The organism is Acinetobacter sp. ANC 7912, from assembly GCF_039862785.1.
GTDB lineage: Bacteria > Pseudomonadota > Gammaproteobacteria > Pseudomonadales > Moraxellaceae > Acinetobacter > Acinetobacter thermotolerans.
The window spans coordinates 1,730,955-1,754,841 of the sequence record NZ_CP156795.1 but is presented as its reverse complement, the minus strand read 5'-3'; the positions used below and the strand labels follow the sequence as shown (position 1 = coordinate 1,754,841).

Annotated in this window: 23 protein-coding genes and 1 riboswitch; of the genes, 9 read left to right on the top strand and 14 right to left on the bottom strand. The window is 42.1% G+C overall.

The annotated features are described in order from the left end of the window. Window positions 1–34: 34 nt before the first annotated feature. The 6 genes from ABEF84_RS08650 to ABEF84_RS08625 all read right to left on the bottom strand — a co-directional run bounded on the left by ABEF84_RS08650 (window position 35) and on the right by ABEF84_RS08625 (window position 6,019). Entirely contained in the window at window positions 35–568 is a 534-nt protein-coding gene (locus ABEF84_RS08650) for a lytic transglycosylase domain-containing protein (RefSeq protein WP_227504110.1), read from the bottom strand. Between the two features lie 250 nt (window positions 569–818). Continuing rightward, the gene (locus tag ABEF84_RS08645) at window positions 819–1,307 is read right to left on the bottom strand and encodes a GNAT family N-acetyltransferase (protein WP_034582089.1); all 489 of its coding nucleotides are present in this window, start codon (window positions 1,305–1,307) and stop codon (window positions 819–821) included. Window positions 1,308–1,419: 112 nt separating this feature from the next. Beyond that, window positions 1,420–2,619: an acyl-CoA dehydrogenase family protein gene (locus ABEF84_RS08640; RefSeq protein ID WP_034582087.1), complete on the bottom strand. Its 1,200-nt coding sequence runs from the start codon at window positions 2,617–2,619 to the stop codon at window positions 1,420–1,422. 31 nt (window positions 2,620–2,650) lie between these two features. After that, window positions 2,651–3,946 (bottom strand): acyl-CoA dehydrogenase family protein, encoded by a 1,296-nt coding sequence (locus ABEF84_RS08635; protein ID WP_347452729.1) that lies wholly within the window; start codon window positions 3,944–3,946, stop codon window positions 2,651–2,653. 249 nt (window positions 3,947–4,195) lie between these two features. After that, entirely contained in the window at window positions 4,196–5,569 is a 1,374-nt protein-coding gene (locus ABEF84_RS08630) for an AarF/ABC1/UbiB kinase family protein (RefSeq protein WP_034582084.1), read from the bottom strand. Between the two features lie 141 nt (window positions 5,570–5,710). After that, the gene (locus tag ABEF84_RS08625; protein WP_034582082.1) at window positions 5,711–6,019 is read right to left on the bottom strand and encodes a hypothetical protein; all 309 of its coding nucleotides are present in this window, start codon (window positions 6,017–6,019) and stop codon (window positions 5,711–5,713) included. A gap of 453 nt (window positions 6,020–6,472) precedes the next feature. Between ABEF84_RS08625 and ABEF84_RS08620 the strand changes: the two genes are divergently transcribed. The 4 genes from ABEF84_RS08620 to ABEF84_RS08605 all read left to right on the top strand — a co-directional run bounded on the left by ABEF84_RS08620 (window position 6,473) and on the right by ABEF84_RS08605 (window position 10,554). Next, on the top strand, window positions 6,473–6,856 hold the full coding sequence (locus ABEF84_RS08620; RefSeq protein ID WP_034582079.1) for a hypothetical protein: 384 nt from the start codon (window positions 6,473–6,475) through the stop codon (window positions 6,854–6,856). Between the two features lie 320 nt (window positions 6,857–7,176). Then, window positions 7,177–8,187 carry a 50S ribosomal protein L3 N(5)-glutamine methyltransferase gene (gene prmB, locus ABEF84_RS08615; protein WP_347452728.1) on the top strand — a complete coding sequence of 337 codons (1,011 nt, stop codon included), beginning with the start codon at window positions 7,177–7,179 and terminating at the stop codon, window positions 8,185–8,187. 13 nt (window positions 8,188–8,200) lie between these two features. After that, the gene (gene aroC / locus ABEF84_RS08610; RefSeq protein ID WP_034582074.1) at window positions 8,201–9,295 is read left to right on the top strand and encodes a chorismate synthase; all 1,095 of its coding nucleotides are present in this window, start codon (window positions 8,201–8,203) and stop codon (window positions 9,293–9,295) included. Between the two features lie 350 nt (window positions 9,296–9,645). After that, window positions 9,646–10,554, top strand: a complete 909-nt coding sequence (locus tag ABEF84_RS08605) for an AEC family transporter (RefSeq protein WP_034582072.1) — start codon at window positions 9,646–9,648, stop codon at window positions 10,552–10,554. A gap of 45 nt (window positions 10,555–10,599) precedes the next feature. Here the strand turns inward: ABEF84_RS08605 and ABEF84_RS08600 are convergent, their stop codons facing one another. Next, window positions 10,600–11,475 carry an IS982-like element ISAba825 family transposase gene (locus tag ABEF84_RS08600; RefSeq protein ID WP_000102417.1) on the bottom strand — a complete coding sequence of 292 codons (876 nt, stop codon included), beginning with the start codon at window positions 11,473–11,475 and terminating at the stop codon, window positions 10,600–10,602. Window positions 11,476–11,698: 223 nt separating this feature from the next. Beyond that, a riboswitch (glycine riboswitch) is annotated at window positions 11,699–11,786 on the top strand. 129 nt (window positions 11,787–11,915) lie between these two features. On the opposite strand from ABEF84_RS08600, the gene ABEF84_RS08595 reads away from it, so the two are divergent. Continuing rightward, the gene (locus ABEF84_RS08595) at window positions 11,916–13,166 is read left to right on the top strand and encodes a D-amino acid dehydrogenase (RefSeq protein ID WP_347452727.1); all 1,251 of its coding nucleotides are present in this window, start codon (window positions 11,916–11,918) and stop codon (window positions 13,164–13,166) included. Between the two features lie 44 nt (window positions 13,167–13,210). On the opposite strand, the gene ABEF84_RS08590 is transcribed toward ABEF84_RS08595, so the two are convergent. Next, entirely contained in the window at window positions 13,211–13,861 is a 651-nt protein-coding gene (locus tag ABEF84_RS08590) for a hypothetical protein (protein ID WP_034582068.1), read from the bottom strand. Between the two features lie 99 nt (window positions 13,862–13,960). Here ABEF84_RS08590 and ispF point away from each other — a divergent pair, with 99 nt between their 5' ends. After that, complete coding sequence (gene ispF / locus ABEF84_RS08585; protein WP_034582065.1) at window positions 13,961–14,449, top strand: 2-C-methyl-D-erythritol 2,4-cyclodiphosphate synthase; 489 nt, start codon at window positions 13,961–13,963, stop codon at window positions 14,447–14,449. Here the strand turns inward: ispF and ABEF84_RS08580 are convergent. From ABEF84_RS08580 to ABEF84_RS08570, 3 genes are all read right to left on the bottom strand, one after another. Continuing rightward, on the bottom strand, window positions 14,437–14,961 hold the full coding sequence (locus ABEF84_RS08580; protein ID WP_347473653.1) for a protein tyrosine phosphatase family protein: 525 nt from the start codon (window positions 14,959–14,961) through the stop codon (window positions 14,437–14,439). The genes ispF and ABEF84_RS08580 overlap by 13 nt on opposite strands. A gap of 63 nt (window positions 14,962–15,024) precedes the next feature. Further along, entirely contained in the window at window positions 15,025–16,116 is a 1,092-nt protein-coding gene (locus ABEF84_RS08575) for a 3-deoxy-7-phosphoheptulonate synthase (protein ID WP_152598505.1), read from the bottom strand. A 126-nt stretch (window positions 16,117–16,242) separates the two neighbouring features. Further along, a complete protein-coding gene (locus ABEF84_RS08570) occupies window positions 16,243–17,133 on the bottom strand; it encodes a sulfite exporter TauE/SafE family protein (RefSeq protein WP_034582062.1) in 891 nt (296 codons plus the stop codon). A 251-nt stretch (window positions 17,134–17,384) separates the two neighbouring features. Here ABEF84_RS08570 and ABEF84_RS08565 point away from each other — a divergent pair, with 251 nt between their 5' ends. After that, window positions 17,385–18,248, top strand: a complete 864-nt coding sequence (locus tag ABEF84_RS08565) for an IS982 family transposase (protein WP_004679438.1) — start codon at window positions 17,385–17,387, stop codon at window positions 18,246–18,248. Between the two features lie 393 nt (window positions 18,249–18,641). Then, the gene (gene lpxB / locus ABEF84_RS08560) at window positions 18,642–19,814 is read left to right on the top strand and encodes a lipid-A-disaccharide synthase (RefSeq protein ID WP_034588327.1); all 1,173 of its coding nucleotides are present in this window, start codon (window positions 18,642–18,644) and stop codon (window positions 19,812–19,814) included. A gap of 6 nt (window positions 19,815–19,820) precedes the next feature. On the opposite strand, the gene ABEF84_RS08555 is transcribed toward lpxB, so the two are convergent. Continuing rightward, entirely contained in the window at window positions 19,821–20,762 is a 942-nt protein-coding gene (locus ABEF84_RS08555; protein WP_034588323.1) for an AraC family transcriptional regulator, read from the bottom strand. A gap of 176 nt (window positions 20,763–20,938) precedes the next feature. Here ABEF84_RS08555 and ABEF84_RS08550 point away from each other — a divergent pair, with 176 nt between their 5' ends. Then, complete coding sequence (locus ABEF84_RS08550) at window positions 20,939–22,153, top strand: alkane 1-monooxygenase (RefSeq protein WP_034588321.1); 1,215 nt, start codon at window positions 20,939–20,941, stop codon at window positions 22,151–22,153. Window positions 22,154–22,257: 104 nt separating this feature from the next. On the opposite strand, the gene ABEF84_RS08545 is transcribed toward ABEF84_RS08550, so the two are convergent. Further along, window positions 22,258–23,454 carry an MFS transporter gene (locus ABEF84_RS08545; RefSeq protein WP_034588320.1) on the bottom strand — a complete coding sequence of 399 codons (1,197 nt, stop codon included), beginning with the start codon at window positions 23,452–23,454 and terminating at the stop codon, window positions 22,258–22,260. Beyond that, window positions 23,447–23,887, bottom strand: coding sequence for a MarR family winged helix-turn-helix transcriptional regulator (locus tag ABEF84_RS08540; RefSeq protein ID WP_034588318.1), 441 nt, complete (start codon window positions 23,885–23,887; stop codon window positions 23,447–23,449). Before ABEF84_RS08540 ends, ABEF84_RS08545 begins: the two co-directional genes overlap by 8 nt.

Here is a 23,887-nt window from a genome sequence, read left to right as displayed (position 1 = left end):
AGCACAAGGCTGGTTTTTTTGGATACCTAATAATTCATAGCGAACTTTTTAACTTTTTCTTATGGCTTAAAACCTGTTTCGCATACTTTTTACCTTGTTTACGCATTTTGCGGTTATTTTCATAGGCATTTGGACCGACATTGTAATAGCCTAGTGCTTTTTCCAAACTACCACTAGATTGATGATAGCGAGATAGGATATAGCTACCGCATCCGATATTTACTGCGTCATTATATAGGTCATTACCACAGGTAGATTGCCAGTAACGTGGTACCACCTGCATGAGGCCTACAGCACCGGCTGGAGAAGAGACTTGACTGCGATAAGTAGATTCTTGGCGAATGACAGCAGCTACGAGTAATGGATCAAGATTGTGTTTGTCTGCATTTTGAATAATTAAAGGTGATACACGTTGAGCCGTGGTCGCTGGTACGGCATAGGCTGTTTGAATACCTTGAGCTAGTTTGACAGAACGTTTCTCGAGTGAGCTACCGCCAAAAGATGAGCAGGCACTGACCAATACAGTACTTAAACTAACTATCCCCAGTTTAAAAATTGTTTTATTTATTACCCCAGATAAAGTGTATTTTTTGACAGAAAACGTGCCGAACAATTTTTAGCATCCCTGAATTTAAAAATTAGATTGATCTTAGGAAGATGTATAAAATTGGTCAAGAAATTAAATGAATTGTTTACAAAGACAAAAATGAGTCATAGGGATTGTGAAGACTTTATGAAGTTTTTGGATATTTCGTCTCCAATTAGAAAGCCCTAAAGAAATTTAGGACTTTTCTGATTCAAAACGTCTTGAATAAATTTTAATCGAGTGTTTTAAGCATCCAGATTTCACAAGCTTCACTATGTCCGGTGTTGCCTTCAGGTTGGTCTAGATGTTTAAAGCCTAATTTTTCATACAGTTTTACTGCTTGCCAAAGGCTTTTAGTGGTTTCCAGATAAATTCGTTTGAAATTTTGCTGACGGGCAAAGTCAAAAGCTACATTCAAAATCTTTTTAGCAAAGCCATGTTGGCGAATGGCGGGTAAGAAATACATTTTTTGAATTTCCAGAATGCTAGGGTCACCTTTTAAAGGTGCAATCCCACCACCTCCATAGACTTGATCTTGTTCATCTACAATGACCCAATAAGCAGCATTAGGTTGCTCATATACTTCATACAAATTATCCAAAATTGAATCACCTACCGCAAAACCGGATTCGGCAGCGAGACCAAATTCAACAGAAACTTCACGGATAATTTTGGCGATCTGAGGATTATCTTTTGGCTGGATTAAGCGTATCGAATACATAAGTCATAAAGTGAAAAAAGATGGAAATTTTATAGTCAGAAAACCGTAAAAAATCCATCTTTTTCGCTTACATATCCTACAAAAAAAATTCTCAATTTGAGGATTCTGAAACTTATTTCAGTTCACTAGAGGATTTACCAAGTTCACGACGTGCGATGATCAATTGCTGGATCTGCTGGGTACCCTCAAAGATATCCAGAATCTTGGAATCACGTGCCCATTTTTCCAATAGCTCCGTTTCGTTATAGCCGACAGAAGACGCCAGTTCGACACATTTTAAGGTGATTTCATTGGCGATACGTCCAGCTTTAGCTTTGGCTATCGAAGCTTCACGAGAGTTTGGTTTGTGGTTATCTGCCATCCAGGCTGCTTTCAGCATTAACAGGCGTGCTGCTTCCCATTCTGCTTCCATACGGTAAATCTGGGCAGCAATATTGGAAGTTTGTAGATAAGGCGTACTGTAGTTTGGATTGAGCTGGTCCTTAAAGATTTCCTTAATGCGCTCTAGAGAGGCTTTAGAACAGCCGATTGCCATGGCAGCAACCAGTGGACGGGTATTGTCGAAGGTTTCCATAACCCCGGCAAAGCCTTTGGCGACATCAATTTCGGCATTTCCCAGCAGGTTTGATGCGGGAACGCGGCAATCCACAAAGCTGATCGCGGCAGTATCCGATGCCTTGATACCAAGTTTGTGCTCAAGACGCTCAATTTTCATGCCTGGGGTACCTTTCAGCACCACAAAGGATTTGATTGCTGCACGTCCCAGACTTTTATCTAGCGTTGCCCAAGCCACGACAGCATCAGCACGTTCGCCCGAAGTGACAAAGATCTTCTCGCCATTCAGGATATAGTCATCACCATCTTTAGTCGCGGTGGTACGAATTGCAGCAGAGTCGGAACCACAGCCCGGTTCAGTAATTGCCATGGCTGCCCAGATACCGTCAAAACGTTTTAGCTGTTCATCATTTGCAACTGCTGCAATTGCTGAGTTACCTAAGCCTTGACGTGGCATGGACAGTAATAGCCCGGTATCGCCATAACACATTTCAACGATACTGAGAGCAGTGGACATGTTTACGCCATTTTTATTGGAATCGTCGGTATCGCCACGTTTATTCACTGCAGCACCAGCATTCATGCCTTCACTGCCCGCATTCATGCCATCAACCACTGAAGCCAGCATATCCAGTTCTTTCGGATAGGCATGTTCTGCCTTGTCATATTTGCGTGAAATTGGACGCAGTACATTCAGTGCAACTTCATGAGCCTGATCAATCAGTAACTTAAATTTTTTAGGATTCTGTAAGTTCATTATCGTTATTCCTTATCCATCGTTTCTGAAATCAGGCATGTAGCCCACTATGTACCACTGCAGTCGCGCGCAGGTCACGATACCAGCGCTCTACCGGATGCTCACGGGTAAAGCCATGACCTCCAAGAATCTGTACGCCATCGGTGCCAATTTTCATGGATTTTTCAGCACAGAGCAGACGCGCCAAATAGGCTTCGCGATGGAAAGGTTGTCCTGCTTCGGCCAGGCTAGCCGCATTCAGCACCAGCATACGCATAGCATCGGTTTCAATTGCCATATCTGCAATCATGAAAGCTACGCTTTGACGATGTGAAATTGGTTCACCAAAAGCTGTACGATCGTTGGCATATTGGATACAGTATTTACGCACGGCTTCGCAGGTACCAACTGCCATGGCACACCACATTAGGTTGCCCAAATCAATAAAGGCAGAATAATCAAAATCATCATCACCCAAGCGCTGTGCAGGTGTATTCTCGAAATACAAAGTCGCGGTTTCAGTGGCTTTTAGGCCCATGGCAGGGGATTTCTTGATGGTAATACTTGGATCACGCTGTACCACAAATACATCCGGCTGACCGTTGTTCATGGCACTGACCAAATAAAGATCTGCAGTTTCAGCCAACATGACCATGGTTTTTTCACCATTAAGCAGATACTGGCTACCATTTGCAGTGGCTTGGGTTTGCAGATGGAATGGATTAAATGCAGGTGTATTTTCCTGTACGGCAAAAGTGGCACGAATCGCAGCATCTTCAGCAAAAGAAGGTAGATAATCGGACTGGATCTGCTCAGAGCCCCATTGGGTGATGGCATTGATTGCGCTAAATGTAGAGAGCATGCCTGCAGTTAGGCTGAAATCTCCTTTGGCTAGATGTTCTGCGATCAGCACATTACTAACGATATTTTTTTCTACAGCAACACCACCTAGTGCTTCAGGTAGGGCATAGAAATTTAGTCCCAAATCAATGCTGTGCTGCCAAAGCTGTTCAGGAAAGGTTTCATTGTAATCCGCATCATTTGCCAAAGGATAAAGCACATCAGTAGCAAACTGTTCCATGGCATCTACCGTCATACGCTGATCATCATTCAGGCTGAGATCAAACATGGACTTGCTTTGATTCGGCAGGCGCTGTTTATCAATTTTCTGACCTGATTTCAGCAATTTCTGGGTTTTGCTCAGAGTTTTAAAGCCAGCCTTTGAGCTTTGATATAGCGACTTTTCGACAAATTTACGTAGCTTGAATTGATCCAGCAATTCACTACCTGCAATTTTTGTCAGTATGGATAAGCCAACTCCTTGGGCTTTGTTCACCATATTGCTCATGTTGATTGTCCTTTTATTTTTGACTGTTATAGATATTTTCCGAACTATGCTGACAGGTTACAGATAAAAAAACCATGTCAAAGATGACATGAAACATTGTCAAAAATAAAGACGATTTTAGAGGGAAGAAAATGACTTATATTCTTGAATTTATTAAATTATTTAAAAATTAAAAAAAAGATTACTGATAAAAAATTGACCTGAATGACAGTAATCATTCAGGTCAATCTAAATTCAGGATTTAGTTGATTATAGATGACGTTTCACCATGGAACGCACATCTGTCTTGGCTTCGATTACGGTCATAAAGGTATAGGCACCGATAAATTTACGGCTGATAAACATAAATTCTTTAGGTGGTACACTGAAATAACGTGAGGCCATGGATTTAGAAGCCTGTTGCATGACACGGCTATGCAGTTGACTTTTTTTCCAGTCATAACGATAAAATTCATCCATCACACCGGGAGGCAGGTCTTTATTGTTCATTGGCGAACTGAAGGCTTCAGTCGCTAGCAGGAAGACCTTCGCCATATCCGGTTTGATGCTCTGTGGAATGGAATCAAAGAATTCATAACCAGTCATGGCACGTACCATCATATCCGGATCATGGTGATAGCCGGCTTCAATCAGGTTACGTGCAACTTTAAGTAGATGGGCATCGAATTGACGGATTGCGCCAAAGTCGAGCAGGACAATTTTATCTTCAATATCGGCACCGTTGCCCAGACGAACCAAATAGTTGCCGAAGTTTGGATCGGTCTGCATCTCACCCCATTCAAAGATTTCACGTACCGCGATTTCCAGTGAAGCTTCACCAAGACGGCTACGACGTTCCTGTGGCAGGGATAACATCACCGGGCTATTGATCGGTACGCCATGTTCATAGGTCATGCACAGCACGCGATCAGTTGAGTAATCATCAATAATGGTTGGGACGATATAGCGTGAATCATTTTGCAACCGCTGACCAAAGCGACGTGTGGTTGCTGCTTCGATTTTATAGTCTACTTCACGGTGCATCATGTCGCGGACCTCATAGAACCATTCATCAAATTCACGGGTTTGCGGTACCATGCGGGTCAGCTTGAGCATGTTTCTAAACAGGCTCATGTCTGAATCAATCGCGTCTGCCACACCTGGATATTGAATCTTCAGTACCAGTTCCAGGCCGTCAGACTTACGACGTGCACGATGGACTTGTGCCAGTGAAGCTGTACCTAAGGGTTCATGATCAACAGTGAGATCATCCAGTTTAGAACCGAGTTGGGCTTGTAGTTGAGCTTTAATCGCAGGCCAAGCTAAGGCCACAGTCTGGTTATTTAAGGTATTTAGCGCTTGGGTAATTTCTTCAGGTAGAAAATGTTCGCCATATAGGGCCATCATCTGGCCAATTTTCACAATCGAGCCTTTCAGTTTGCCGATTTCAGCAACCAGATAGTCCGCCTGTTCTTTCATGGCCTTTTTGCGTTTTTTCTCTTTTTCTTCTTCACTAGAGAACATTGAGGACGCATTCGATGCCGCCCAACGGGTGCCTGCAAGTAAGGATGCCTTGGCGATCGATAAGCGTCGATCCATAGATGAAGTTTTTAGTTGTTTGAGCTTATCGTTCTGATCTGACATGTAGAGTAAATCCTTTCCCAGCATAAAGCAGAATAAATTATTCTAGCGGATATTAACCTGTCTGCACGTATTAAAAAAGTTTAACCTGCTGAAATACCGCTAAACATTGACAGCTGATGATGCAACTGCCTGCCTGTTAGGCTAAGGCATTTGATAATGGATTTTGAGTTCAGTTCTTTGTTGTAACTGTTGGATATTTGTTTGAATGAATTTCTGGATCAGGCCTAGAACAGATTCATGCTGGAAGCCGACCGCATAGCCACGCACAATGATAATACTTGGCAAGCAGAAGAACAGATAACGGGCATCGTCTGGTGTGGCTTGAGGGAATACGCCTGATTGAACCAGAAGGTCCTGTAAGAAAGCTTTTTCCTGCTGTACATGCGGAGACTGTTCATCATTCCAGTAATTAGTACGCATGGCCATCAGGTTATTGTGCTTGTAACTCATTGCAAATCCAAAAAGAGATTTATAAATCAATTAATGGAGTCGAATATATAAAATTAAAGGTAGTTGACCAAGTTGAGATTGATAAATGAATGTTTATTCAGTTCATTTTTTTGTAAAGAAATGAAGTTAGGTCATCTGTAAAAATTGAATGAATAGGGTAGATTATGGAACTTTCCCTTTAATTTTCTGATCAATTGAATAATCGGCTATTTGGGTAATCTCTGTACTTTGATTTTCTTTAGTTTTGGGCAATTAACAATAATTTTTAAAATAAAAGAGTGAATTCAATCACGAAAGTAATTCATTCATAAAAATAATTCTTCTTTCTCATACTCTTATGTCGAGATAAAGGATTAGAATATTATTCTGGACTCAGGTAGTATCAGAACATAACTTAAAACAAAATCGATGATTGATGATTGTGAGTACAAGCCGTTTGGCAAAGGGGAATGTATGCGTTTTGGATCACTATTGATCGCAGTTCTGGCAGGTGTCGCAATTCAGGCTCATGCTGCACAGGATTATTCCAAGGAATATCAGCAATGTATGAAGTTTACTTATGGCAATAAGGATAAAACTGAAAAGTGTATTGCCCAAGAACTGAAATTACAGAAAAAGGTCTTGAAAAAGAGTTATAAAAATTATCTGAAAATTAATGCCAAAAATGCGGCAATTATCAAGAATCAACACAAAATGTTTGAAAGCAAAGTTCAGCAACAATGTGGCCGTATTCGCGCGGGGAATTACACTAAAATCCAGCAAGGACAATGTCAGCTATCGATGGTGTTGGAACAGACTAATTATTATCAATCGCGTTCATTTGTCGCTAAAAAATAAACATTTTCAAACATGGGCATAAGCTGTCGACTAGAGCAGCTATGTCCTGAACTGATTTTGATTCAGTCCTATATTCACTTTGATACATTTCTCTAATGCTAAATATCGATTGATCGTAAACATTATTTTCTGATTTTTATCTCAGTCTAGCGATGTTGATTTTAGAGATTTTAACCTGGTCAAAAGCTGTCTAAAGAATGGCTTTTAAGCCAGTGAACTCCGCTGTGTTTTCGTATTTTTCATGGTTTTAGCATTATAAAAGCAGGCGAAACTAAGGTATCATAAGGCGTTTTAAAATATGACCTCTGGAGACGCCTTAAGTGGATCGACCGACTATTAGCCCTGAACATTTGCAGGAAGCCGCTGAAAATTTAACAACCATTCGTGATTTTATTCGCTTTGGTGTTACAGCATTACGTCAATACGATGCGCACTTGGGCCAAGGCACAGAAGATTATTTTGCTGAGAGTTCAGCACTGGTATTACAAACCCTTTCTCTGGACTGGAATGCTGATCCGGAAATTCTGGACTCGAAACTGCTTCCAAGCGAAAAAGAAGAATTTTTAAATTTGTTAGAACGTCGCATCAATGAAAGAATGCCGACGTCTTATCTACTCAACCTAGCATATTTCTTTGGCAAACCGTTTTACGTGGATGAGCGTGTACTGATTCCACGCTCGCCAATCGTTGAGCTGATTGAAAACCGTTTTGCACCATATTTCCTGGGTGAAAATGGTGAAATGGGCGCAGCAGTGAATAAGCTGCCAGAAAATCCAAATCCAAAAACACCACAGCGTATTCTGGATATGTGTACCGGTTCAGGCTGTATCGCGATTGCATTGGCTTATGCTTTCCCTGATGCGGAAGTGGATGCAACGGATTTATCTAAAGATGCGTTAGAAGTAGCACAAATCAACTGTGAACATCACAACAAACAGTATCAAGTGGCATTGCTTGAATCGGATCTGTTTGAAAAAATTCCAGCTGAAAATCAATATGACCTGATCGTGTCTAATCCTCCGTATGTGGATGCTGAGGATATGGCAGATCTTCCAGATGAATTCCAGCATGAGCCTGAAATGGCTTTGGCTGCTGGTCAGGATGGTCTGGATCTGGTACGTAAGATGCTGGCTCAGGCTGCAGATTACCTGACTGAAGATGGTCTGATCGTGATCGAAGTGGGTAATTCTGAATGGGCAATGCGTCAGAACTTCAATACTGTTGATTTCTACTGGCTGCAATTCCAGCGCGGTGGTTCAGGTATCTTTGCATTGACTGCAGCACAATGCCGTCAATACCGCGATTTATTTATTCAATCTGTTAATTCATAAGGAGTCGTTAAACATGGCAGGTAATAGTATAGGGCAACTCTTCCGTGTAACGACTTGTGGTGAATCTCATGGTGTTGGCCTGATGGCCATCGTTGATGGAGTGCCACCGGGGATTGAACTGTCTGAAGCTGATTTGCAAAAAGATCTGGATCGACGTAAGCCGGGTACATCCAAGTTTGCGACTCAGCGTAAGGAACCAGATCAAGTTGAGATCATTTCTGGGGTCTTTGAGGGTAAAACCACAGGTACGCCAATCGGCTTGCTGATTCGTAATACCGACCAAAAATCGAAAGACTACGGTAATATCGCTCAAACTTTTCGTCCAGGTCATGCGGACTATACCTATACGCAAAAGTATGGTTTCCGTGATTACCGTGGTGGTGGTCGTTCAAGCGCACGTGAAACTGCAATGCGCGTGGCTGCTGGTGCAATTGCCAAGAAATTCCTGTTTGAAAAATTTGGTATCGAAATCCGCGGTCATGTCACTCAAATCGGTCCTGAAAAAGCGGAAAAGCTGGACTGGAATGAAGTGCCAAACAACCCGTTCTTCTGTGGCGATGTGGATGCAGTTCCACGTTTTGAAGCTCTGGTAACTTCTCTACGTGAACAAGGAACCAGCTGTGGCGCAAAACTGGAAATCATTGCCTCTAAAGTACCAGTAGGTTGGGGCGAACCAGTATTTGATCGTTTAGATGCAGATATTGCCCATGCCATGATGTCTATTAACGCCGTTAAAGGCGTGGAAATTGGCGATGGTTTTGCAGTGGCGGAACAGTTTGGTCATGAAACCCGTGATGAATTGACCACTCAAGGCTTTTTGGCGAACCATGCGGGCGGTATTTTGGGCGGTATTTCGAGCGGTCAGGACATTCGTGTTTCGATTGCACTAAAACCAACGGCTTCAATTACCACTCCGGGTAAAACCATTACCATTAACCGTGAAGATACTGATGTACTGACCAAAGGTCGTCATGACCCTTGCGTAGGTGTACGTGCAACGCCGATTGCTGAAGCGATGCTGGCAATTGTGTTAATGGATCATTTCATGCGTCATCGTGCGCAAAATGCTGATGTGGTTGCGCCGTTTGAGCCGATTGAACCAAAATAATTTGCTTTATCGAAGTGAATAAAATGAGAGTCAGATTTCGGTCTGGCTTTTTTATTTATACAATAAAAAATAACCATATTCGTTTAGCACAAATTACTAATGTTCAGAATATTGTCACCTAAATGGCTATTCATTCGAAATACTCTAGGGTCATTCCGCTCTATTATTTAGACTAGATTTTTGTGGTTGTTGGTCAATGATGAACAATTTTAGAAGTTAATGAATATAGAAAAGTAGCCATTCATCTTTTATTAGCTAATTGATTTTTCCACTATTTTTATTCCAACCTTTAAAAGTTAATGTATGCTGTATTTCATTCGTAGATAGTACTTTTTATCCCGAGACATTTTATGCTTCAGACCATCCTGACTGTGCTTTTTCCGCTGATTGCTCTAATTGCCTTGGGGTATGTGTTGAAGCAAAAGCAATGGTTAACAGATGGATTCTGGAGTGGAGCGGAAAAACTCAATTACTATATTCTGTTTCCAATCATGCTGTTTCTAAATCTGGCTTCTGCCCAGATTCAAATAAGTATTATCCGGGAAGTATTATTTGTTTCTTTACTGATCACAGCGCTAGTGTGTGTCGTACTGTATAGTTTAAAAGCGATTTATCACATCGGTATTTCCCGCTTTGGGGTCTATGTCCAAAGCATTCTGCGTTTTAACACCTATATCGGCCTTGCAGCAATTAGTACCTTGTTTGGACAGGCGGGAATGACCATTTTTGCTGTGATCATGGTGTTGCTGATACCCGTGGTGAATATTGTTTCTATACTGGCATTCACTAAACCTGCTGATATGCAGATCGGTAAAATTTTCATTTCTCTTATAAAAAATCCTTTAATTGTAGGTTGTCTCGTTGGTGGTCTATATAACTTATCTGGTTTAGGGATCTGGCAGGGCATGAATCAGTTGCTGAAGCAGATGGCGGCTTGCAGTTTGCCTCTGGGCTTGATGTGTGTAGGTGCAGCCTTAAAGTTTGGTCAAATCAATCTGGATTTATGGCGAATTATCTGGAGTACCACTGGACGTTTAATTTTTATGCCGTTGCTGGGATTAGGTGTATGCAAAGTCCTTGGAATTTCAACTTTAACAACACAAGTATTAGTTCTATTTTTTGCCTTACCTACGGCTTCAGCTTCTTATGTGTTGACTAAAGTTTTGGGTGGAGATAGTGAATTAATGGCAAAAGTGATTAGTGTACAAACAGTGGCTGCAGGGGTCACATTACCCATACTTTTAACTATTCTAATCTGATTGCAAAATCTCTGCCATTTTCTATAATTTACGCCAATCTCAACTTTAAATAAGCTTTTCAAATTGAATCGGTGAATAACCACATTTTTTATTCATAACGACGCAGACCGTATGTGACAAAATCTTTCTGATAAAACGATGCGATAAGTGCCATAAATCTCTTGCCCTTACTTTTTGAATATTAAAGCGATCAGTTAATTGACCAATGACCGTTTCAATTTTCCTTCGTGCTCTCATAAGCAACCTCATTGATTCTTGAGATCTAGAGTCCGGCATATTCTTTCTTAAAGGAGTTTGTAGATCAACGTACTGAAATTTATAGTATTCTTTCAAGCTGGGTCTTAAGTAACCTTTATCTGCACCTAGTAACCCATGAATATTTTCTGTGATTTCTGGTGCAACATCACGCTCATCTACATTTGCTGGAGCGAAAGTATAGCCAGTAATCATACCCTCCAAATTAATTACAAGATGCCCTTTAAAACCATAGTATTTCTCTTGTTGTGCAGCACAATAACTAAAACCTGCATGTTCTTTGAAATTCTTGTGTCTTTTTGCTCGACTATAACGACAAACAGGTATAGGAAATCCATCAATAAAATGAATATGATCCTGACCATAATGTGCAGTTAATTGGGCTGTGATTTTTTGATGAACTTGCCATAAGTTTGCACAATGCTTACAAAAGTTAGGATATGAACCTAAATGAGGGAACCAACTTAAGTAATTGTTTTTAAAAAACATCCATATGCTTTTATCCGTATCCATTTTGAGACACTCACCAACAATTTGCATTGTGATAATTTCAATATCGGTTAAAGCAGGTGGAAAACCACGTTTTCTTAATGGTTCAGAGACTATAGTTGGGTAAATTTCCTCTATGATTAAATAGACAATGATGATAAATTCTTCAGTGGACATAACTGTAATTTTATTTTCATAGACGGATTTAAAATGAGGTTATGTCCTTTTTATTTCAATGACTTAAAAAGTTGAGATTGGCGTATAATTTATAAAATAGCCTAAGCAATATAAATATTTCTGAAAATAGTATTTTTTAATTATTTTCTTTTTACAACTTTGTACAGTAATTCGTCACCCACCTGTAATAGCATGGTATATAAATTGCTAAACAACAGATATGCACATTATTGCAGGAGAGAAATGCATACGCATTCGCCGAAGGAGCAACGACCCCGGAAACTCTCAGGCAAAAGGACTGTAATAATGCCAAGCTCTGGAGAGAAGTGTTAAATCACTCACCGAAGGGGAAGGTTGCGATCTTGAGACCCGGAATCGCAATCAAAGCTCTCAGGTACCTATGACAGATGGGGCGGACATCATAATAAAAGGAGATGTCTATGCGTCATGTGATTGTGATCGGGGCGGGTATTACCGGTGTAACCACAGCCTATGAGCTGGCTTTGTTCGGTTATCAGGTGACTGTGGTCGACCAGCATCTTTATCCTGCTATGGAAACATCTTTTGCCAATGGGGGGCAACTTTCTGCCTGTAATGCCGAAGTCTGGAATCAGAAAGCCACAGTACTGAAAGGCTTGAAATGGATGTCGCAGAAAACGGCGCCTTTACTGCTCAACCCGTCTTTTAGCCTGCATAAATATGGTTGGCTGATGGAATTTATGGGGCATATCAAACACTATGAAGCCAATACGCGGGAAACGGTACGGATGGCTTTGCTCGCGCGTAAACGGTTATTTGAAATCGCTGAAATTGAAAAGATTGAGTTTAATCTGGAAAAACGTGGCATCCTGCATTTTTATCATACCGAACAGGATTATAAGATCGCAATTAAAGTTAATGATTTGCTCTGTAGCGGAGGATTGGAACGGCATGCAATTTCTAATGCAGAGATTAAGCAGATTGAACCGACTTTAACCGGAAATTATTATGCAGGCTTTTATTCTCAAAGTGATGCGACTGGCGATATTCATAAATTTACGACTGGACTAGCCAAAGTCTGTAGAGACAAAGGCGTACTGTTTTTATTTGGTCAGAATGTACAGTCTGTAGAGCAAAATGATGCCTATATTCGCATCACCTGTGCACCAAGTAGTGAAAATATGCGTGCCAATCCAGACGAGCGTTTAGAACTCCAGGCAGATGCAATTGTCGTCTGTGCGGGAGTGGGGAGTTATCAGTTATCTTATCTGTTGGGTGATCGGGTGAATGTCTATCCGGTCAAAGGCTATTCCATCACGGTGATGCTAAATGATGAGCAAAGCCAACAAAATGCACCCTGGGTCAGTCTGCTGGATGAAAGTGCCAAGATTGTCCTTTCACGGTTGGGTAAAGACCGCTTGAGAATTGCCGGAACAGCCGAGTTTAATGGCTATAACCGTGACATTCGTGCTGACCGGATTCAACCGTTGATTGACTGGGCCCATCGGAATTTTAATATCTCGACTGAGCATGTGATTCCTTGGGCAGGGTTAAGGCCAATGATGCCAAACATGATGCCGGTCGTGCGCCGTGGCAAAGGTGAGCGGGTATTTTACAATACCGGACATGGCCATTTAGGCTGGACGTTATCGGCAGCAACAGCAGCCATGATTAGCCAGCAAGTGGCACAAGCCTATCCAGTCAATGAATGAGATCTATAAAAAAGACCATCAGAAGATGGTCTTTTTTATTGGGATTAGTCATAAAGCCGGTACACACCACTAAAACGTTCACAGCCTTTTTGTTGGGTCTTGATCAAGAGAATCGCCTTCGTATACTGAAATTCATATTTGCAGTCGTGTTCATTATCGGTGATTTCACTTTTAGCATCCGGCGTGGTATAGGCCAGAAATGGAATGGTCTGGGTTTCGACGCGGTTATTCGGATTGCGATAGGCAATGCCTTCAATCTTGATCCGGTCTTTGGTCAGCTGGTGAATTTTCAGATGTACGGGCTGTTTGGCGATCTGGCCATCTTCAAACTTTAAATAATGTTGGGTCAGGCTCTGGTTTAAAGAAATAAAGATGTTCAGGTCATCTAGGCGGCTATCAAATTGTTGTTTATAACAGTCGACTGTTTTGCATTGTTGTAAGCGGTTTAACCACAGTTGATGGGTATCTTCTACAATACTGAGTGGTGCATCGGTAATCAGGTAAGCAGTGAGATACTGGTTGGCAAGGCTCTTGCGGGTTTCTTCAAAGCTTACGGAACAAATCGTGGCATTGCTCTTATTTTTATTGGAACAGTCCAAAGGCTGTGTAGAAGCAAAAGCACCTGTTGCCAAAGTACCCAGACCTAGCATCAGACCAAGGATTTTCATCTTATTTATATCAGTTTTCAGCAGCATGATCGCTTATACTTTCACTGTGTTACGCTTGGTCTAACTATAGCGAAATAGAAACGAAGTGTACAAGATTTCAATTGGTTATTTCTAAGGATTAAAACAGTGGTTGCGCAAATTCGTATTGGTCAGGGCCTGGATGTGCATGCATTTGAAGAAGGTGAATTTGTCACGCTGGCAGGTGTGAAAATTCCGCACACGCATGGACTCAAAGCGCATTCTGATGGTGATGTGGTTCTACATGCCCTGTGTGATGCATTGCTGGGTGCATTGGCGCTAGGAGATATTGGCCAGCATTTTCCGGATACTGATCCACAATTTAAAGGTGCGGATAGCCGTGTATTGCTCAAGCATGTTTATCAGCTGATTCTGGATCGTGGTTATGTGCTGAATAATGCTGACATCACTGTGGCATGTGAACGTCCAAAACTGGCACGTTACAATCTGGATATGCGTCAAAGCATTGCGGATGTGATGGATGTGGATGTGACCCAGATCAGTATTAAGGCAACAACAACTGAAAAGCTGGGCTTTACCGGACGTCAGGAAGGGATTATGGCAATGGCGACAGTACTGATCTCTCACGCGAAGTGATCAGGATTGATCATCGCCACTTTAATTTCTTCTGTTGCTTTACGGCCTTGCAGCTGTAGGGCAACGGCATGAATCAGGCCTGTCCAGGTGTCATTTGGTTCCCAGACCTGATGCAGCAATTCCTGCGCCGTGGGCATGTCCATATTCATATAATACTGACGATATAAATAGATTAGGCTGCTGACATGACGGTTCTGGCTGCAGTGTACCCAGACCATTTGCTGCTGTACCAGATGATCAATCATATCCAAGATCAGCAGGCATTGTTCATCTGAGGGCATTTCCCAGGAAATGGGTAGTTGAATGTAATTGAGACCCAGCTCTAGGCAAATTTTATCTTCATGCTCCAGATGCGGTTCTGCATCAGTCAGTGCGACATTGATGACAGTGGAAACGCCGTATTCCTTGATCAGCTGCAGTTCTTCAGCAGTAGGCTGGCCAGAGGTAAACAGGTGCTCATGCACGAATTGAAAATTATTGATTTGACTAAGCGCTGTTTCAATTTCATTCATCAGATCATTTTCCTTTTCTAGAAATAAAAACGCCATCTTGACGATGGCATTTTGATCAATCGCTTAGCGATTTGGTAAAACGTCTTTTAACGCCTCGTGCATTTCAAGCAATGCTTTTTCGGTGGTTTCCCAGTCGATACAGCCATCAGTCACTGATTTACCGTATTCCAGATCACACAGGTTAGCAGGGATATCCTGACGACCACCTTTCAAGTGACTTTCTACCATGATACCAACAATTGACTTATTTCCATCAATAATTTGTTCTGTAATATTTTTTAGAACAAGTGGTTGCAGGTACGGGTCTTTGTTTGAGTTGGCATGGCTGGTGTCAATCATGATCTTGGTGCTGACTTTCGCCTTCGCCAATGCTGCTTCAGCTTCTTGTACTGAGCCTGCATCGTAGTTCGGCTTGCCATTACCACCACGCAGTACCACGTGTGCATACGGGTTACCAGAAGTACGAATCACAGAGACTTGACCTTGGTCGTTTAGACCCAGGAAGCTATGGCCATGTTTCACAGATTGCATCGCATTAGTTGCAACAGTTAAACCGCCATCAGTACCATTTTTAAAGCCCACTGGTGAAGACAGGCCAGAAGACATTTCACGGTGAGTCTGGCTTTCAGTGGTACGTGCACCGATTGCTGACCATGAAATCAGGTCTTGGTAATATTGTGGTGAGTTTGGATCTAGTGCTTCAGTCGCACATGGCAGACCTTTTTCATTCAGCTCAAGGAGTAGTTTACGGCCAATACGCAGACCTTTCTCGATGTCGAATGAGTCATTCATATCGGGGTCATTGATCAGACCTTTCCAACCAATAGTTGTACGTGGTTTTTCAAAATAAACACGCATCACCAGATACAGGCTGTCTTTAACTTTTTCGCTCAGTGCTTTCAGGCGATCAGCATATTCTTTGGCAGCTTCAGGATCATGGATAGAGCATGGACCAATCACGACAAACAGACGCTTGTCTTTGCCATCCAGAATGTTACGGATGGTTTCACGACCTTTCAGTACGGTTTGATAAGCATTTTCAGTCAAAGGTAATTCTGCTTTTAATTGAGCAGGCGTCACAAGAGGAATAATGCTTTGGATATTCACATCATCAATATCTGATGCTGAGATAGGTTTTGACTGTTGTGTATTCATTGCCGTCACTGGTTCGATCATACAAAGGTTGTTTACTAGCCTGAATATAACATGAATGATGCGTCACTTTGTTATAAAAAAGATGAATAAATCTTTGAAAAAAAAGTGATGAATCCGTAATTTAGTTTAAACAGACTGGGTTTTTTCCATCGGTGCTGTGACCGCCGGTTGGGTCGGTTGAGCAGGTTTTGATTTTACTGGATGCAGGATAAAATTCAGCCCTAAGCAGAACAAGGTAATCCCTAGAATTTTACGGATTAATTTTTCTGGCATACGTGAACTGATCAACGTACCAATCACAATGGCAGGAATCGAACCCATGAGCAACCAGCCGAGTAGGGTAAAGTCTACATTACCTGCACTCATGTGGCCCAAGCCTGCGACTAAAGTTAGAAGTACCGCATGCACTACGTCCGAACCGATAATACGGATCATTGGCAGATTCGGGAACAGCAGGATTAGGGCCATTACACCAAATGCACCGGCTCCTACAGAGGATAGGGTAACAAATACACCTAACACTACACCCATGATAATAATCAGTGCGCGTTTTTTGCCTGATTTAAAATCAACTTTAACCAGATCCTTAGTCATATCTGGCAGTTCATTTTTACGGTATTTATTGAAGAATTTTTCAACTGAACTGCGAAAAATAATAGATACACCAGTCAGGGTCAGCATAAAGCCCAGCACCATAGTCAGTACAGCTTTATAGTGAGTGGATTGGCTGAGGTAATTTTCCAGTACCCAATGGGTGATTAATGATGCTGGAATACTACCGACCGCAAGCCAGATCACAATCGGCCAGACAATGTTCATTTTTTTGGCATGCACTAGCGAGCCACAGAATTTGGAAATAGCGGCGTAGAGCAGGTCAGTACCAATGGCAATGTGTGGTTCAACCTTGAGCAGGGTAATCAGAATCGGGGTCATTAATGAACCGCCACCAACACCGGTAATCCCCACACAAAAACCTACCAAAACACCAGCCAAAATAAATTCAATCGGACCTAACATCTATATATGCCAATATCGAAAAACGAGCATATCTTATGACTTTTAAAGATAAGTAGTTGTCTTGATTAGTGATTTGCTTATGCAAAAAAGAGATAAAGAGCGTGAATAAGAGTTTATTAAATGAAGGTTTGGATGGGCCTGAAGGGCTTTATATATAACCTGAGTTCGATATAAAAAAAGAGTAGAAAAAAAGCCCTGTTTTTGTAACATATTGGTTCTCAAGACAAAATGTTATAAAACAAGGCTTCTCAATGGATCATATTACCGAATTATTTTGTATTTTGGATGATTTCTGCAAAAAATTTAATGAATCTTTAGAGAAAGCTTTAATTTCTAATCAAAAAACCAGGTTGAAAAAGTCAGCTTTAAGCTTGTCTGAAGCAATGACCATTGTCATTTTATTTCATCAATCCGGTTTTAGATTCTTCAAATATTTTTATTGCCAAATGATCGTTCCATTCTGGAAATCTGCTTTTCCTAAACTGCTTAGCTACAACCGATTTATTGAAATCATGCCCCGTTGTTTGCAAGCTCTGAGTAGCTTCTTCCATCAGGTGAAAGGAAAAGATACGGGAATCAGTATCATTGACTCCACTAAATTGGTAGTTTGCCATAATCTTCGGATTAAAAGGCATCGTGTATTTAAAGGCTTGGCCGGTCGTGGAAAAAGTAGTACGGGTTGGTTTTATGGTTTTAAATTACATCTCGTTATCAATAATTTAGGTGAAATTATTAATCTCAAGCTGACATCGGGAAATGTTCATGATGTTGCTATATTAGAATCTTTAACTCAAGAATTAAAAGGGATCCTACTCGGAGACAAAGGCTATTTGAGCAAAGCAAAAGCCGAAGCTTTAGCAGCAAGAGGACTGAAAATATTGACCCCATCACGTCGGAATATGAAAAATAAACCCATCCAAACTGAAGAAGAAAAACAATTACTTTGCAGAAGAGGATTGATCGAAACAGTGAATGATCAATTAAAAAATTTACATCAACTTGAACATTCACGTCATCGTTCGGTAAATAACTTCATGGTGAATATCATGGCTGCTGTAGTGGCTTATTGTTTGAACCCCAATAAGCCAACTTTCCAAAATATGCTAAAAGGTTAAGTGGATTTCATCGAACTCAGGTTATATATAAGCTTTACAATGAGTTTTCTTATAGTTAGAAGATGGCTTAAAAAATGATGAGCTCAAATTCACTGAATTTGCTTAAGGGAAGAAAATTTCCTTCTTATTAGAATAAGTAGGTTTGTTTGCGTCTAAAATAAACTTTTGGTGATAAAAACCGGTAGCCATAAATTAGCTCATTTAAAATAAGTAATATCGGAATTTTAAGCTTAAATGTACTTACAATAAACTTGATAAATAGCCTAAGCAAATTTTAATTAGTTCATCAAAACAACTTTTCAAATTTTTTATTGATTTATGAGATTTTTGAATCAGCTTTAAGTTTGCAGTCTTATGCTAATATGCGGTGAGTCATTCTCTGAGGATATTATCTTGCAAAATCGGAAGCTTAAAATTGGAATCGTTGTGGGTGAAGTATCGGGAGATACTTTGGGTGCCAGTCTGATTCGCCGTTTTCGTGAGCAGGGTATTGATGCCGATTTTGAAGGGATTGGTGGTCCACAGATGATGGCTGAAGGCTTCAAAAGCTACTATCCGATGGATATTTTGTCGGTGATGGGTATTGTTGAAGTCCTGAAAGATATCAAGAAACTGTTTGCAGTACGGGATGGTCTGGTTGAAACTTGGAGCAAAGATCCAGTCGATGTGTTTATCGGGATTGATGCACCAGACTTTAACCTGCGTTTATCCAAGAGCTTAAAGCAAAAACAGTTACCGATTAAAACTGTGCAATATGTCAGTCCTTCTGTATGGGCATGGCGTCAAGGCCGTGTGCATGGCATCAAAGCCAGCATTGATCTGGTGCTGTGCCTATTCCCGTTTGAAAAAGCCTTTTACCAAAAATGGCAGGTGCCGGCCGCCTTTGTTGGTCACCCATTAGCTGGACAGTTGCCTTTGCAAAATCCACTGGCGCAAGCCAAGCAGGAACTCAGACTTGATCCGGAACAAAAATACATTGCCTTGTTACCAGGCAGTCGCCGTGGCGAGATTGAACGACTGGGATCATTGCTGTTAGATACTGCTCAGATTCTGCAACAAAAATACCCTGAATATACCTTTCTGATTCCGGCGATCAATGATGCCCGAAAACAGCAGATTGAATCACTGTTAAGTCATTATCCGGATAGCCTGAAAGCGAAGATTAAACTGATGGAAAATACCAGCAGCGATTCCAAAATTGGCCGTCAGGTAATGAATGCTTCAGATATCGTCGCGCTAGCATCAGGTACTGCGACGCTGGAAGCAATGTTGCTGCATCGTCCAATGGTCACTTTCTATAAATTACATTGGCTGACTTACCATATCGCCAAGTTGCTGGTGAAAATTCCATATTATTCGCTGCCAAATATCATTGCTGGCAAGAAAGTCATCGAAGAACTGATTCAGTCTGATGCGACACCAGAACGACTGGCCGCTGAAATTGAAAAGCTGATGAATATCGAAGTCGCTCAGACACAGGTGATGCAGCATATCACTATGCATAAGCAATTGCTGTCAGGTAATAGCGAAGATCCAGTGGCTGCTGTGCTGGAACTGGTCAAATAAGTTCTATTATTCCTTTCTATATTCCTGATGTTGTTGCCGGTACTGGCTCGGCGTCAGTTCAAACTGTTTCTTGAAACTCTGGCTAAATGCAGTTTCGGAAGAGTAGCCAACCCGATGTGCGATCTGCTGCACACTCAGGATATTTTCGCTTAAATAACGTGCAGCAAGGCGCATCCGGTGTTGTTGCAAATACGCCAGAGGCGTTTCACCAACCACCTGGGTAAATAGCTGGGCAAATTTGGAACGCGACATATGACACTGTTCCGCCAGACTTTCTACAGTCCAGTTTTGTTCTGGTTGATCATGAATCGTAGCCAATGCACTAGAGAGTTCCGGATGACTTAAGGCATTGAGCCAGCTCGAGGCATGTGGCGCATTCAGAATATAATCCCGTACACATTCAATCAGCAGAATACTCACCAAATGATCCAGAATCCGGTCACGACCTGGGCGGGTTTCCTGAGTCTCAACGGCTAAAAACTGCAAGCCAATCTGTAGCCATTCTGGAGCTGAATCACTCAGGATATGCCGGGTATGCAAGTAATCGGGCAGTGATGCAATTAGTGGACGTGCCATCTGGATATCCATTTTCGAGCGAATCGCCAGAATAAAGCTACGTTGCTGCTGTTCTATGCCGAAATCAATGTTCTGCTGGGCATGGCTTTGGAAGTAGCTATTAATTTCCGTACTGCTCGTAAACTGATCCTGAGCTGGGCAAGAGAGATGATGTGCCTTGGCCGAAGGCAATAACACCAGATCACCTTGCTGCAATATCACAATATCTTCTGAATCTTCAAAGTTAAGCGCTGCCTGCCCATGCAGAATCACATAAGCCAGCATGGATGGCTCATGGCTATAGCTCAGTCGATGGGGATGATAGACATTCAGATAAATGTATTCTGATCGGGCCAAGTGGATATCATCAAAAATTTTGCTTAGCGCATCCATGCGTATACTGTTCTAAATAAAGGATATTTTTATAAAAATTCGCATGTGAATTGAGGTCAGAAATTGGCAGATCAGGACAAAGACGCTGACATAGCTTTTCTGGACGCTGACAACTGTGCACAGGCGCGGAATTATTCAACTATAACTGCAGGGTAACATAAGACAGGAGAGTTGCAATGAATGCCCCTGCAAAAATCAGAAATATCTTTAACGAGCAGGAAGCTCAGCCTTTAACAGGTCGTCATCTGGACAAGAAACGTTTTGGCTGGTTGCTGAGTCCGGGATTGCCGGTCATTGGCATAGGTATTTTGGCTGGTTACCATTTCGGCCCCAAAGCCACCAAGAAAGTCTTTGCCATGGGTGGGCCTTTATTACTACATGTGATTATTCCGACTTTAGATGCCTTAATTGGTGAAGATGAAAATAACCCAAGCGATGAGCAGATCAAGGCACTAGTCAAAGATCCGTATTATGACCGTATCGTAAAACTGTTTATTCCTTTGCAAATGGCAGCGAATGCCTATGCCGGTTATGTGGTTTCTCGTCCAACTACTCCAATGCTGGATCAAATCCTGCTTGGCATTTCGATGGGGGCGATAAATGGGATTGGCGTCAATACCGCGCATGAACTCAGCCATCGCCCGAATAAATCGGATCATTACTGGTCTCATGCCAGCCTGATGCCACTCGGTTATAACCATTTCCGTATCGAGCATCCATATGGGCATCATAAACGTGTGGCAACACCTGAAGATCCAGCATCTTCGAAAATGGGTGAATCCTTCTATAAATTCTGGCCACGTACCGTTTTTGGTGGAATCAAATCTGCGATTCAGATTGAAAAACGCCGTTTGCAGCGTAAGGGCTTAAGTTTCTTTAGCAAGGAAAATGAACTGTTTCATGGCTGGGCCATGAGTGCTGGTTATCATACATTGATGCTGAAAACCTTTGGCAAGAAGATCATTCCTTATACGCTGACTCAAGCTTTTTATGGCATCAGTCTGTTTGAAATCGTCAATTATATTGAGCATTACGGGCTGAAACGTGAACAGACCGAAGATGGTAAATACGTGCGGACCTTACCGGAACATAGCTGGAACAATAACAATATTGTGACCAACCTGTTCCTATATCAGTTACAGCGCCACTCTGATCACCATGCTTTTCCTAGCCGACCATTCCAAGCGCTACGCAATTTTGAGGAAGCACCGGTATTGCCAAGTGGTTATGCCACCATGTTAATTCCAGCTTTAGTACCGCCACTCTGGTACAAAATGATGGATAAACGCGTGTATCAGCATTATCAGGGTGATCTGAGCAAAGCCAATATCTTGCCATCTAAACGTAAACAGCTTTTTGCCAAGTTTGGCGTGCAGGAAAACGCCGCTTAAGGCTTTTCATATTTCCAATAAAAAATGCGCCTTAAATTAGGCGCATTTTTTATATTTAAAACAGGCTAAGCGTTTGGAAGTATCACTGTTATTTATAAAATGATTTAGCGCGCAACAGCTTTAGCTTTACGACCGTGCAGCAGGTAATACCAGATCAGGCAGGTGAAGGTAATAATCGCACTGTAGATATACAGGTGTTCATAACCAATTTGATCCAGGAAATTCCCGATGAAATAAGGACCAAATCCTAGCGCAGCGTCTAGCGCGATAAAGAAAGTTGAAGTCGCCAATCCCATACGTTCCAGCGTGGTACTTTTCACAGCAATGGTCTGACAGATAGACTGAATATTACCGTAACCAAAGCCGAGTAATGCAGCACTGGTCAATAACATCACCGAGTTATGTGCTTGACTCAGTAAACCAATCCCCAATGCCATCAGCACAATCGCTGGATACATGATGACATTTTCACCTTTACGGTCCATCAGGCGGCCGGTAAATGGACGGGAAATCAGAATCGCTGCAGCATACATCAGGAAGAAGAAAGAGGCTGCCTGTAACAGGTTGATTTCTTTGGCATACAGGTTAATAAAGGACAGTACACCAGAATAACAAGCACCAGCGATCAGGATAATCACTGCAATTGGAAAAGCTTTGGGTTCAACAAACTGAGCCAGGCGAGAAGTGGATTGCGCAGTATGTTGAGGGTTAGGTTTGGCAGCAAGTTTCACTTGTGAGGTATCTACACCAAAACTGAACAGTAGACAGGTTAGTGCAACAAACGAAGTAAAGGCAAAAATCACTTGATAGTCATATTGTGCCATCAGCCAGATCGCCAGGAATGGGCCAATTGCAGTCGCGAGGGTACTACTGGTACTGAAATAACCAATGCCTTCACCACGACGACTTGGCGGAATGGTCTGGGCCAGTACTGTACCAATCACGGTACCGGCAACGCCCATCATAAAGCCGTGCGCAAAACGGAGGGCAATTAGATAGGGCACATCCATCGGAATGAAATACAGGCCAGAAAAGATGAAAAAGCCAATGGCACCCGCAACCAGGCTGGCTTTGGCACCAAGATTCGACATGAATTTCCCGATCAGCAGACGGCCGACTAGAGTCCCCACGACAAAGACACCTGAGATCAGACCCGCCTGGGCTGTGGTGGCATGTAATTCAGCAAGGGCATAGCCCACACTGACAATCACCAGCAGATAGAACACCAGAACCAGCTGGAAATTCATGGCACTGAGCAGGATAAAGTTTTTCGTCCAGAGTTTGGGTTGAGAGTCAGCCATGTTGTTGGTCCTTTCTGCTTTGAAGGGAATTCATAAAATCTAAGATAAAAGCATGCGCTTGTTTCAGTTGGCTTTTGTCAAAACCATGTAGCAATTCGGTTTCTAAATCATCGATCTTGTCGCTACACAGCTGAAACTGTTGCTCACCTAGGGGAGAAAGTGAGAGCAGCTTTTGGCGCTTGTCAGTGGTTGGGAGAGATTCAATCAGGTTCATTTCCATCAAGGTATTTAAACGCTTGGTTACTGCTGGTTTGGAAATTTGCAGTTCGTGGGCAATATCCAGTGCGGTGCAATGATCATTCATCTTGATAATGACCAGGCTTTGCCACAGTGAATAATTCAGTCCATGCTCAAGCAAGACAGCATTGACTTCATCACTGAGCAGCCGGGCACAGCGCAGCAGTGCAAAACGGAATCGGGAGGTGGTATCCAT